At 66.6% G+C, this 12,605-nt stretch carries 11 protein-coding genes; 3 read left to right on the top strand and 8 right to left on the bottom strand.

The window, feature by feature from the left end; all coding sequences use genetic code 11:
- Positions 1 to 29 precede the first annotated feature (29 nt).
- The 5 genes from QZM67_RS33510 to QZM67_RS33490 all read right to left on the bottom strand — a co-directional run bounded on the left by QZM67_RS33510 (position 30) and on the right by QZM67_RS33490 (position 5,411).
- Complete coding sequence (locus QZM67_RS33510) at positions 30 to 968, bottom strand: glycosyltransferase family 2 protein (protein ID WP_043180486.1); 939 nt, start codon at positions 966 to 968, stop codon at positions 30 to 32.
- A 10-nt stretch (positions 969 to 978) separates the two neighbouring features.
- Complete coding sequence (locus tag QZM67_RS33505; protein WP_301809978.1) at positions 979 to 2,574, bottom strand: DHA2 family efflux MFS transporter permease subunit; 1,596 nt, start codon at positions 2,572 to 2,574, stop codon at positions 979 to 981.
- On the bottom strand, positions 2,571 to 3,854 hold the full coding sequence (locus QZM67_RS33500) for a glycosyltransferase (protein ID WP_301809975.1): 1,284 nt from the start codon (positions 3,852 to 3,854) through the stop codon (positions 2,571 to 2,573). Before QZM67_RS33500 ends, QZM67_RS33505 begins: the two co-directional genes overlap by 4 nt.
- Before the next feature lie 17 nt (positions 3,855 to 3,871).
- Positions 3,872 to 4,441, bottom strand: a complete 570-nt coding sequence (locus QZM67_RS33495; protein ID WP_301809974.1) for an isoprenylcysteine carboxylmethyltransferase family protein — start codon at positions 4,439 to 4,441, stop codon at positions 3,872 to 3,874.
- 67 nt (positions 4,442 to 4,508) lie between these two features.
- Positions 4,509 to 5,411 (bottom strand): alpha/beta fold hydrolase, encoded by a 903-nt coding sequence (locus QZM67_RS33490; protein ID WP_175021196.1) that lies wholly within the window; start codon positions 5,409 to 5,411, stop codon positions 4,509 to 4,511.
- Positions 5,412 to 6,131: 720 nt separating this feature from the next.
- Here QZM67_RS33490 and betI point away from each other — a divergent pair.
- From betI to betA, 3 genes are read left to right on the top strand one after another with little or no spacing between them, the layout of a single operon-like run.
- Positions 6,132 to 6,716, top strand: a complete 585-nt coding sequence (gene betI, locus QZM67_RS33485; RefSeq protein ID WP_043180498.1) for a transcriptional regulator BetI — start codon at positions 6,132 to 6,134, stop codon at positions 6,714 to 6,716.
- A 32-nt stretch (positions 6,717 to 6,748) separates the two neighbouring features.
- The gene (gene betB / locus QZM67_RS33480; RefSeq protein ID WP_301809969.1) at positions 6,749 to 8,218 is read left to right on the top strand and encodes a betaine-aldehyde dehydrogenase; all 1,470 of its coding nucleotides are present in this window, start codon (positions 6,749 to 6,751) and stop codon (positions 8,216 to 8,218) included.
- Positions 8,219 to 8,243: 25 nt separating this feature from the next.
- Positions 8,244 to 9,944 (top strand): choline dehydrogenase, encoded by a 1,701-nt coding sequence (gene betA / locus QZM67_RS33475; RefSeq protein ID WP_301809966.1) that lies wholly within the window; start codon positions 8,244 to 8,246, stop codon positions 9,942 to 9,944.
- Between the two features lie 84 nt (positions 9,945 to 10,028).
- Here betA and QZM67_RS33470 read toward each other — a convergent pair whose 3' ends face one another.
- The 3 genes from QZM67_RS33470 to QZM67_RS33460 are packed head-to-tail and all read right to left on the bottom strand — an operon-like array spanning position 10,029 to position 12,253.
- Positions 10,029 to 10,613 carry a dual specificity protein phosphatase family protein gene (locus QZM67_RS33470; protein WP_301809963.1) on the bottom strand — a complete coding sequence of 195 codons (585 nt, stop codon included), beginning with the start codon at positions 10,611 to 10,613 and terminating at the stop codon, positions 10,029 to 10,031.
- Positions 10,614 to 10,619: 6 nt separating this feature from the next.
- Positions 10,620 to 11,114, bottom strand: coding sequence for a hypothetical protein (locus tag QZM67_RS33465; protein WP_175021193.1), 495 nt, complete (start codon positions 11,112 to 11,114; stop codon positions 10,620 to 10,622).
- A complete protein-coding gene (locus QZM67_RS33460; protein ID WP_043180510.1) occupies positions 11,111 to 12,253 on the bottom strand; it encodes a glycosyltransferase in 1,143 nt (380 codons plus the stop codon). The genes QZM67_RS33465 and QZM67_RS33460 overlap by 4 nt, the downstream gene beginning before the upstream one ends.
- Between the last annotated feature and the right edge of the window lie 352 nt (positions 12,254 to 12,605).

Here is a 12,605-nt window from a genome sequence, read left to right as displayed (position 1 = left end):
CGTCTTTTTCACAAGCCGCATCGCGCCCCTCATCCCTGCTGAACGCGCTGCGCACGCGCGGCGAGACGCGGCCGCGTGCGTTCGAGCGGGCCGAGCCGGCCGAACAGGCCATCCGCGACGCCGAACAGGATGCCGGCGAGCTTCGCGCGCTTGTCGCGTTCGACGAGCGCGATCTGCACGACCTGCCACAGGGTCAGCAGGTTCGGCACGATCGCCACCGGAAAGCGCAGCCCGTACTGCATCCCGAGTTGCACCGCATTGCGTGCGCTGTAATAGCGCCGTTGCCACGAGTGATTCATCGACGTCATTTCAAAAGGGCCGATCGCGTGACGCTGCTTCGCGCCGATCCGGTGCGGCAGCACCAGCGACGGCACGACATAGAGCGGCACGTTGCGCGCCAGCGCGCGGAAGCTGTATTCGGTGTCGACGTGATCGATGAACAGCGTCTCGTCGAAGCGGCCGAGCACGTCGAACGCGTCGCGCGACACGACGCAGCCCGACGAGATCAGGAACGCGCAGCGCTGCAGCGGCGCGCCCGGCTCGATGCGCAGGCGGCGCAGCCCGATCCCGTTGGTCGAGAGTTCGGGCAGGAAACTGCGCGCGTTCTCGTCGAAAATGCGCGGGCCGGCCAGGAACGCACGCCCCGCGAGCCCCGCGCAGACGTCGCGCATCGCGGGGAAATACGCGGCCGGCACCGACGAATCCTGGTCGAACAGCGCGACGGCATCGATGCGGTCGCGAAACAGCGCCGCGAGCCCCGCGTTGTACGCGCCCGCGATCCCGCCGCGGTTGCCATGATGCAGCAGCGCGATGCCTTCGCGCGCGCACAGCGCGCGGGCGCGCGCATCGGGCTGCGGCGTGTTGTCGACGACGAGCAATGCGTCGCACGCATGCCGCCACGCGCCGAGCGCGTCGAGCTGTGCATCGCTCGGGTGATACAGGATCACGAGTGCGCCGAGTGTCGTCATGTTCCTCTCCTCAATGCCCGAACGACGCCGCCGCGCCGCGCTTCGGCCGCGTCAGCCACATCATCGCCGCGAGCGCGAGACACGTCATGCTCGCCATCCAGAACATGTCGTTGGTCGCCATCATGTACGCCTGCTGCATCACGACCTGGTGCAGCGTGGATAGCTCGCGCACGCCGTCCACCCCCATCCCGTTCAGCGTGTGCACGAAGCGCTGCGTATTCGCCGATGCCTGCGTGACGGATTGCGACACGACATCGTAGTGATAGGTCGCGCGGTTGTCCCATAGCGTCACGCTCATCGCGGTGCCGAACGCGGCCGACAGCGTGCGCAGGAAATTCGACAGGCTCGACGCGGCCGCGAGCCGGTCGTCCGGAACGCGCGACAGCGTCGCGGCGGTCAGCGGAATGAAGAAGCACGGCAGCCCGATCCCCTGGATCAGCCCCGGCGCGGCGATCTGCGCGAACGTCATCTTCAGCGTGAAATGCGCATCCCACGCGAGCACGGCCGCGAACACGAGGAAGCCGAAGGTCGCGAGCACGCGTGCGTCGAAGCGATGCGCATGGAGCCCGACGACGATCGAGAACACCAGCGCGAGCACGCCGAGCGACGCGGTGGCGAGCCCCGCGTGAAACGCGTTGTAGCCCATCACGGCCTGCATCCACAACGGGAACACGACGCCGACCACCGAGAAGCTCATCATCCCGAGCGAGATGATCAGCACGCAGAATGAGAACGTGCGATCGCGGAACAGGCTCAGATCGACGACGGGATGCGCTTCGCCCGCCTCCCAGATCAGCAGCGACACGATCGACAGCCCCGCGACCACCGCGAGCGTGACGATCAGCGGCGACCCGAACCAGCCGCGATCGTGGCCGAGATCGAGCATCGCCTGCAGCGAGCCGACGCCGATCACGAGCAGCACGATACCCGGCACGTCGACCGGGCCGGCCGCGCCGCGTTGCGCATCCGGGCGCAGCATCGCGGTGCAGACCGCGAACGAGAACAGCCCGATCGGCAAATTGATCAGGAAGATCCACGGCCACGAGAAGTTGTCGACGATCCAGCCGCCGACCACCGGCCCGAAGATCGGCGCGAGCAGCACCGTCATCGCCCACAGCGCGAGTGCGATCGTGCGCTTGTCCGGCGGGAACGTGCGCAGCAGGATCGTCTGCGACAGCGGCACCATCGGCCCCGAAAACAGCCCCTGCAGCGCGCGGCAGATCACGAGCACGTGCAGGTCGCGCGCGAGCCCGCACAGCAGCGACGTCAGCGTGAACAACAGCACCGCGCCGACGAACAGCCGCAACTCGCCGACGCGGCGCGCAAGCCAGCCCGTCAGCGGCACCGCGATCGCAGCCGCGACCGAATACGAGCTGATCACCCACGTGCCCTGGCTGTTCGAGACGCCGAGACTGCCGGAGATCGCCGGCACCGCGACGTTCGTCACGGTCGAATCGAGCACCTCGATGAAAGTCGCGAGCGACAGCGCGAACGTCAGCAGCGCGAGCCGGAGGCCGCGCACCGGCTGCGCGGCCGGCACGGGGGCCGGCACGTCGAACGCGGATGGCGCGACAGGCCCGTCGCGAAACGGCGACGCGGTGCTCATGCGCCGGCCACCACGACTTCGGGCCGCGCGGCCGCTCGCCCGCGCGGCGGCGCGAACCGTTCGATGAAATCGGCGGCGGCTTCGCAACCATCCCGCTCGGCCGCCAGCAGTGCGCGTGTACGCGTCGCGTGCGCGGCAAACGCGGGCTCACCGAGCACGCGCGCGAGCGCTGCGCCGAGCCGCGCGCCGTCGATCGGGCCGTCGACCCGCACGCCGCAGCCGCTCACGGCGACCCGTTGCGCGTTGTCGAACTGGTCGTGGGCGAATGGCGTGACGACCTGCGCGATCCCGGCTTCGAACGCCAGCGCCGCCGTGCCGATCCCGCCGTGATGCACGAGTGCGCGGCAGCGCGGCAGCAGCGTGCGCATCGGCACGAAGCGGCGCACGAGCAACCGGTCGCTGTCCGGCGCCGCATCGTGCGGCGTCAGCAGGATCCCGCGCGCGCCGGTCGTGCGCAGCGCGTCCGCCACCGCGCGCGCATAGGCCGCGTGATCGACGCGTGTCGAACCGGCCGTGAACACGACCGGGGGTTCACCGGCCGCGAGATACGCATCGAGTGCCACATCTTCTTCGGGAGTCGCAATATCGTTGAACAACGGGAAGCCGCTTTGCAGGTGATTCGACGGCCAATCCGGCTGCGGCGGCGCGAACCAGCCGGGAAACAGGCACAGCACGCCGTCGGTCGAATGCAGCCAGCGGCCCAGCACGCGCCGCGCCGGCGCGAGCCCGAGCGCGCGGCGCACCGCGTTGAGCGCGGGGCCGCAGGTGCGATCGAGCACCTGCCGCTCGATCAGCGTCATCAGCGCCGCCTTCACCGGCAACGGCCAGCGCGCGGGAATCGTCAGGCGCGGGTGCGTCGGCGGCGCATGCGCGGACAGCAGCGTCGACGGCGACACCTGCACCGACACGTACGGCGTGCCGTGCAATTCCTGCATGAAGCGTGCGGAGAACGCCCACAGCGTGCCGACGAGCACCGTATCGCCGTCGGTCAGCGCGCGCAGCGTGTCGTAATGCGGGCGCAGCGTCGGCGCGATCACCTGCCACAGCGTGCGAAACGACGTGCGCGAATCCCACAGCGCGGGGTTCGCCATCGCGGCCTCGTATTCGGCCGCGGTGCCGATCGGCACGAACGCGAACCCGCAACGGCGCACAGTTGCCTCGAACGGCGCATGCGTGCAGAACACGACGTCGTGACCGCGCGCCGCGAGCGTGCGCGCGACGCCGAGCAGCGGATGCACGTCGCCCGCCGAACCGATCGCGGTCACGATCATCTTCGCCATCGCGCGCCTCGCGGGTGTCAGTAGAAGCCGGGAATCAGCGCCGCGACCTCGCGGCGGTACTGCGTGTACGCCGGCCCGAAATACCCGGTCAGCCAGCTCTCCTCGACGCGCACCTTGTACGCGAGCGACGCGAACACGAGCAGCACGCCGATCGCGCCGCGCCATTCGCCGCCGATCAGCGCGGCGCCGACGAGCGCGATCAGGCAGCCCGTATAGATCGGGTGACGCACGAGCCCATACGGCCCCGTGCGGACGAGTTCATGGTCTTCCTTCAGCGTGACCGACACGCTCCAGTTCGTGCCGAGGTGCAGCCGCGCCCACACCGAGAACAGCAGGCCGGCCACCAGCACCGCGAGCCCGCCCTGCGCCTGCAGGCCGAAACGCTGCCAGTCGGGCACGAGCGCCTGCCACGACGGATCGGGCAGGATGATCAGCGCGCCGCCGACGATCAGCGGAATCGACTGCAGCGTGCGCGAGCGCGACGCTTCCTTGCGCACGGTCGTCTTCGCGCCTTGCGAGGTGACGATCCAGTAGGCGAGCCACGCGGCCCACGGAACGACGATGGCGATGGTCTGAACGATATTCACGGCTGGCCTGCCTCGTTGGGATGGGAATTCGGATGCGTCGGGCGTACCGGCCGCCCGGCGTGCGGTGTCACGACGACAGCGCGTGCATCGGTGCGGGCACGCACACCTGCGCAGCGGCGAGCGCGATGCCTGCGGCAAGCGACGACCCGCCGCAGAAAAAGTCGAGCAGCGCCGAGCGCGTGTATTCGCGCTGCGCACGGCCTTCGATGTCGAGGAAATGGCCGGCGTCGGGCACCGTCGCGAACCGCGCGCGCGGCACGTGCGCGCCGAGCTGGCGCACGTCGGCGGGCGTCGTGTATTCGTCGCGCTCGCCGTTCAGGAACAGCAGTTCGCAGCCGATGTTCGAGAACTCGCTGAAGTAGCGCTCGGGCTGCAGCGACAGGATCTGGTCGACGTGAAACGCGACCTGGTCCTGCTCGTCGCGCGGCAGGCGCGTGAGGTAGCGGTAGTTGTACAGCTTCATGATGCGCGGCAGGTAGCGGCCAACGGTATCGTTCAGCAACTGCGCGGCCTTCAGGTTCTCGCCGGCCGCGATGTGGTCGCGGGCGCGCGTCACGTAGTCGACCATCGCATCGTTCAGGAACGGCGAGAACGAGCAGATCGCCGCGCGCCGCACGCTCGGGCAGCCGCGCGCAAGCGCGAACAGCGACGCGACGCCGCCCCACGACACCGATACGAGGTACGACGGCGCGAAGCGTTCGACCAGATGCTGCAGGATCGCGGCTTCGTCATCCTTCGTCAGGATGAAGCAGCCCGGGTTGTGCTGACGCGACTGCCCCGCATACGGCAGGTCGAAGCAGATCGTGTTGATCCGCTCGCCGAGATACTGGACGGTCTGCCCGAACGACGCGGTCGTCGCGAGCGCGCCGTTGACGAGCATCGCCGTGTCGAACGCCGGGTCGAACACGTTCCGTTCGACGTAGACCTTCAGACCATTCGGCAGCGGGACCACGTGTTTTTCGGTCAGCATCGTCGTTCTCCGGTGGATGCGGCGTCTCGACGTCGCGGCATGCTGCAGGTGCGCAATGACTGCGCCGGTTGTTTGCGCGCAATCCGAATCGCGCGATTGGCCAATGCACCGCGGCAATACCGGCGGCATCGATTCATTCCTCGTAGTGCGGCGCCATACTAATACGGACAATATTACTGACTCAAGTCATTCCAACGATACCCTCTACTCCATTAGGAAATTCGGCAGATTCAAATTATTCCCGCATTTTTTATGGTAAGCGGAATGCTTTCGAGGGTGAGCGCAATCGTTTGCGGAACGGTGCCCGACACCCGACAAACTGACCTGCATCCCTTTAAAATCAATGTATTGCTCCGTTTAATTCGCTTATTTAAAACGGATTTTCATGAATGAATCGTGACGCCGATTCGCAGGCCGACTTCCCTGTTTCATCGAATATCACATAGCTCAATACTCTTTCATTCCGTAATCGCTTCAGCACCCGCAACGATTAACCAGATTGATCGCTCGCTTCAGAATGCGTTTTAAACAAACTCCAGCTTTTTTAATCATCTTTCAATTATTTTTCCGCACCTGCACAACGCGCGAGCGGGGGCCGCGCTCACCGCCGCACACCCGCCTTCGCCGTCAGACCCCGATTTTTTGTTGATTGAACGATCAATAAAAAACCGCTAAGCTCTCGACTTCCATGGACGGCCCGTCCGGGCGAAGGGAGTCGCGATGCCGAAAGTCGGAATGCGGGAGATTCGCCGCGCACAGTTGATCGACGCCACGCTGCGCTCGATCGACGAGGCGGGCCTGCCCGGCACGACGCTCGCCTCGGTCGCGCAACGCGCGAACATCTCGACGGGCATCGTCAGCCACTACTTCGGCGACAAGGACGGCCTGCTCGAAGCGACGATGCGGCATGTGCTGCGCGATCTGTGGTCGGCCACCACGCGCCGCCGCGGCGGTACACGCAAGGACCCGCGTTCGCGGCTGCGTGCAATCGCCGCCGCGAACTTCGACGACACGCAGGTCAGTGCGCCCGTGATGAAGACGTGGCTCGCGTTCTGGTCGCAGAGCATGCACGACCCGATGCTCAAGCGCCTGCAGCACGTCAACACGCGGCGCCTCCATTCGAACCTGTGCGCGGAATTCGCGAAGGCGCTGCCGCGTGCGAAGGCGCGCGAAGCCGCCAGCGGCCTCGCCGCGCTGATCGACGGCCTGTGGCTGCGCGGCGCGCTCGCCGGCGGCCCGATCGACACCCGGGCTGCGTTGAAGCTCACCCACGATTACATCGACCTGCTGCTCGCGTCCGCCTGACGCGCCACGCAGTCGCCCTCAAGGAGATCCTCATGTCCGTATACGGTTTGCAGCGCCTCTACATCGGCGGCGATTACGTCGACGCCACGAGCGGCAAGACTTTCGACACCTTCGATCCCGCCACCGGCGAACTGCTGGCGCAAGTGCAGCAGGCGAGCGCCGCCGACGTCGATCGCGCAGTCGCGTCCGCGCAGGAAGGCCAGCGTGAATGGGCCGCGATGACCGCGATGCAGCGCTCGCGCATCCTGCGCCGCGCCGTCGACCTGCTGCGCGAGCGCAACGACGAACTCGCCGCACTGGAAACGCGCGACACGGGCAAGCCGATCGGCGAGACGCTCGCGGTCGACATCGTCACCGGCGCGGACGTGATCGAGTACTACGCGGGCCTCGCGACCGCGATCGAAGGGCTGCAGGTGCCGCTGCGCGCCGAGTCGTTCGTCTATACGCGCCGCGAGCCGCTCGGCGTGTGCGCGGGCATCGGCGCATGGAACTACCCGATCCAGATCGCATGCTGGAAGACGGCACCCGCGCTCGCCGCAGGCAACGCAATGGTGTTCAAGCCGAGCGAGGTCACGCCGCTCACCGCGCTCAAGCTCGCGGAAATCTATACGGAAGCCGGCGTGCCGGCCGGCGTGTTCAACGTCGTGCAGGGCGACGGCTCGGTCGGCGCGCTGCTGACGGTCCACCCGGACATCGCGAAGGTGTCGTTCACGGGCGGTGTCGAGACCGGCAAGAAGGTGATGTCGCTGGCCGGCGCGTCGTCGCTGAAGGAAGTGACGATGGAGCTCGGCGGCAAGTCGCCGCTGATCGTGTTCGACGATGCGGACCTCGACCGTGCGGCCGACATCGCGGTCACCGCCAACTTCTTCAGCTCGGGCCAGGTCTGCACGAACGGCACGCGCGTGTTCGTGCACCGTTCGATCAAGGATGCGTTCACGCAGCGCGTGCTCGAACGCGTGAAGCGCATCCGCGTCGGCAAACCGACCGATGCCGATACCAACTTCGGCCCGCTCGTGTCGGCCGCACAGCTCGACAAGGTGCTCGGCTTCATCGAAAGCGGCAAGGCGGAAGGCGCGAAGCTGCTCGCGGGCGGCACACGCCTGACCGACGGCCACTTCGGCAACGGCCAGTACGTCGCGCCGACCGTGTTCGGCGACTGCCGCGACGACATGAAGATCGTCCGCGAAGAAATCTTCGGGCCGGTGATGAGCATCCTCGATTTCGAATCGGAGGACGAAGTGATTACCCGCGCGAACGACACGCACTATGGCCTCGCGGCCGGCGTCGTGACCGAGAACCTGTCGCGCGCGCACCGCACGATCCATCGCCTCGAAGCCGGCATCTGCTGGATCAACACGTGGGGCGAATCGCCGGCCGAGATGCCGGTTGGCGGATACAAGCAATCCGGTGTCGGACGCGAGAACGGCATCACGACGCTCGAACACTACACTCGAATCAAGTCGGTGCAGGTCGAGCTCGGCCGCTACAACCCGGTGTTTTGAGAATCACGAAAGGAGACTGACCGTCATGACGACACGCGAATACGACTACATCATCTGCGGCGCAGGTTCCGCGGGCAACGTGCTCGCAACGCGCCTGACGGAAGATCCGGACGTGACGGTGCTGCTGCTCGAAGCGGGTGGCCCCGACTACCGCTTCGACTTCCGCACGCAGATGCCGGCCGCCCTCGCCTATCCGCTGCAAGGGCGCCGCTACAACTGGGCATACGAAACCGACCCCGAGCCGCACATGGACAGCCGCCGGATGGAATGCGGGCGCGGCAAGGGGCTCGGCGGCTCATCGCTGATCAACGGCATGTGCTACATCCGCGGCAACGCGCTCGACTACGACAACTGGTCGACGCACAAGGGCCTCGAGAACTGGACGTATCTCGACTGCCTGCCGTACTTCAAGAAAGCCGAGACGCGCGACGTCGGCCCGAACGATTATCACGGCGGCAACGGTCCCGTGTCGGTCACGACCAGCAAGCCGGGCGTGAACCCGCTGTTCGAGGCAATGGTCGACGCGGGCGTGCAGGCCGGCTATCCGCGCACCGACGACCTGAACGGTTATCAGCAGGAAGGCTTCGGCCCGATGGACCGCACGGTCACGCCGAAGGGCCGCCGCGCGAGCACCGCGCGCGGCTACCTCGACCAGGCGAAGGTCCGGTCGAACCTCGAGATCGTCACGCACGCGCTCGCCGACCGCATCCTGTTCGACGGCAAGCGCGCGTCGGGCGTCACGTACCTGCGCGGCAGCGAGCGCGCGACCGCGCATGCGCGCCGCGAAGTGCTCGTGTGCAGCGGCGCGATTGCGTCGCCGCAACTGCTGCAGCGCTCGGGCGTCGGCCCCGGCGCGTGGCTGAAGGAACTCGACATTCCGGTCGTGCTCGATCTGCCCGGTGTCGGCCAGAACCTGCAGGATCACCTGGAGATGTACATCCAGTACGAGTGCAAGGAGCCGGTATCGCTGTATCCGGCGCTCAAGTGGTGGAACCAGCCGAAGATCGGCCTCGAATGGATGCTGAACGGCACGGGCCTCGGCGCAAGCAACCACTTCGAGGCGGGCGGCTTCATCCGCACGCGCGACGACGATCTGTGGCCGAACATCCAGTATCACTTTCTGCCCGTTGCGATCAACTACAACGGCTCGAACGCGATCGAGATGCATGGCTTCCAGGCACACGTCGGCTCGATGCGCTCGCCGAGCCGCGGCCGCGTGAAGCTGCGCTCGCGCGATCCGAACCAGCATCCGAGCATCCTGTTCAACTACATGGCCGAAGCGCTCGACTGGCGCGAGTTCCGCGATGCGATCCGCGCGACGCGCGAGATCATGCGGCAGCCCGCGCTCGACCGCTATCGCGGCCGCGAGCTGAACCCGGGTGCGGACTGCAAGTCCGACAAGGAACTCGACGCGTTCGTGCGGGCCCGCGCGGAGACCGCGTTCCATCCGTCGTGCTCGTGCAAGATGGGGTATGACGACATGGCCGTGGTCGATGAAGAAGGCCGCGTGCATGGGCTCGAGGGCCTGCGGGTCGTCGATGCGTCGATCATGCCGATCATCACGACCGGCAACCTCAATGCGCCGACGATCATGATCGCCGAGAAGATCGCGGACAGGATTCGCGGGCGCAAGGCGCTTGCGCGGGTGGAGGTGCCCTATTTCGTTGCGAATGGGGCGATGGCGAGGAATGTCGCGAAAGCTGTGCGGCAGCCGGAGACGGTCTGATAACGGCGGGCCTGCTGCCCGCTCATCAATGTGCCGACGAAACGCCGCCGACAGTCATTGTCGGCGGCGTTTTGCATGCGATCGTCAGCCGCTGTTCACTTCTCGCTTCAAACGCTCGACGTCGACGTTTTTCAAGTAGTTCGTGATGTTCTGCCAGATCGGATGGAACCCGTAACCACCGTGCTGCAGCTCATCGAGTGCCTGCTCGCGTGTCCAGCCTTGGTACACCACCCGGTACAACGCCGACACGAGGCCGGTACGATCGGCGCCGTGCTGGCAGTGGATCAGCACCGGGCCGTCCTGGTCGGCCGTCCGCAGCGCCCTCAGCGCGGTGACCATGTCTTCGTCGCGGATGTCCCACGTGTTGATCCGGATGCGTTGCATCTTGATCTGCGTGCCGGCCAGGATGCTGTCGTCCGCATGAAACGAACGGAAGCTGATGACCTTGCGGATCCCGAGTTTCTGCAACTCCGGCACGTCGCTGCGCGACAGCTGCGCGCTGCGGTACAGCGACGGCGTGATGCGATGCAGGTTGTTCACATGCGCATCGGTCACGCTCTGCGCCCATTTGATCGGCCGGGCGGATACCTCGGAGGCTGGGTCCGCGCTTGCCGGCTGAGCGAGCCCGGCAAGCGTGACGGCGATCGCGGCAATGATGGCGAGTTTCATGTCGGTTCAATAAAATGCGCGCTTGCGCTCGCGGGAAAGAATGAACAGCACGATCGCGGCGGCGCTCATCGTCCAGTAGTCGGTCGGCGCCACGCCGAGCCAGTGGATATGCCAAGGCACGTTGGCCGGATTGAAGCGGGCCAGACCGTAAGCCGGGTTCAGCACGAACCACAGGAAATCCTCGGTCAGCCAGAACACCATGATGCACGCGACGATGCGCGCCTCGATGCGCCACGACCAGCGCCCGTTGAACACGGCCGGCAGGTGAAAGAACAGCGCGACGAACGGGAACACCCACGCGTGGTAGCCGGTCATCGGCCGCCCGCCCCAGAAGATGTCGAGCAGCCAGTGATGTTCGATGCGCCAGGTCGGCAGGTTGGCGGCCCAGCCCGCGCTGCCTTCGATCTGGATCTCGACGTTCGCGAAGAAGTACGCGAGCAACACGACCCACGCGACGACGAACACCGTATGGCGCGTCGGCACAAAACGCGCGACGCTCATGCAGCCGGCTCCAGGCCCAGCACGCGATCGAGCACGAAGCGGCCGGCGAGCGGCCGCCCGAGCGGCGCGAGACGGCGGCGCATGTCGGCGAGACGCTCGGGCGTCTGCAGCAACGCGCGGATCCGGTAGACGAGCGCATCGTCGTCGATCGCCTTCAGCGCGACACCCTGTTCGAGCAGGAAATCCGCATTGCGCTCTTCCTGGCCCGGAATCGGCGAATTGACGATCATCGGCAGCTGCATCGCGAGGCATTCGGATGTCGTCAGGCCGCCCGGCTTCGTGATCACGAGGTCGGCGCAGGCCATCAGGCGTTCGACCTGCTGCGTGAAGCCCTGCGGAAACAGCCGGCCGGGATGCTGCGCAGCCAGTGCCTGCAACGACGCCAGCATCGCCTGGTTCTTGCCGGCCAGCGCGATCAGCTGGAAGTCGGCATCCATCTCCAGCAGGCGCGCAGCCAGCACGTCGAGCCCGCCGAGGCCCGCGCCGCCGGACATCATCAGGAAGGTCGGGCGCGCGGGATCGAGGCCGAATTCGGCCGCGCAGGCCGCGCGATCGAGCGGCTGGCCGAACGCCGGCATGATCGGGATGCCGCTGACGTGCACCGTGTCGGGTGACATGCCGCGCGCATGCATGCGCCACGCGATCTCGTCGTTGGCCGCGAAATAGCCGCGCATGTTCGGCACGACCCACATGCTGTGCAGGTCGAAATCGGTGACCTGCACCCACACCGGCGTGTCGACGCGCCCCTTGCGAATCTCGCGAGACAGCAGTTCGGCGGGCAGGAAGTGCGTGCAGATGATCGCGTCCGGGCGCTGCCGTTCGATCTCCGCGAGCAGCGGCCGGCAATTGAGCCGCTCGATCGCGCGCCGGATCTTCTGCGACGGCGCGGCGGGATCGACTTCGTCGGTCTTCTGGTACAGGTAGCCCCACAGCGCCGGCTGGCTGCTGACGAGCTTGATGTAGAGATCGGTGTACAGCTTGCGGAAGCCGGTGGACACGAAATCCATCACGTCCAGGTGGGTGGCGTCGACACCGGCGGGATGGTGGTCGGCGAACGCGCGGATCGCTTCGGCCGCTCGGGTATGGCCGGCGCCGGCGCTCACGCTCAGGAGGAGAATCTTCTTGTTTTGCTTTGACATCTGACTGACCGTTTCGATGAAGGTGGTCCGGACGTGGGTTCGCGGCGACGCTCTCACGCGGCGGCGGTTCGCGTCCGGCGTACAACAAGCTTGGCAGATCTTCGGCGGTGCGGGCGGTTACAGCAACGCGATCGCCGGCATCGTCTGCGGAATCATACTGCGTTCGGTCGATGGCGCCCGGATCGGGGGTGACACGCACGCGGTCAAGATGGCGTGGCAAGGCGCGTGGCCAGTGTACACACCGACGCCATGACGTCTTGGCGTGCCGCCGCCTGACGCCCGCTCGCACGTGCGAACGGGGCCCGGCATTTCGGCGCGAACCAGGCGGCTCGCGCACAGATCGTTTGGAATC

It is taken from the genome of Burkholderia sp. AU45251 (assembly GCF_030482905.1).
Classification (GTDB): Bacteria; Pseudomonadota; Gammaproteobacteria; order Burkholderiales; family Burkholderiaceae; genus Burkholderia; species Burkholderia aenigmatica.
This window is presented reverse-complemented; position numbering and strand designations above follow the sequence as displayed.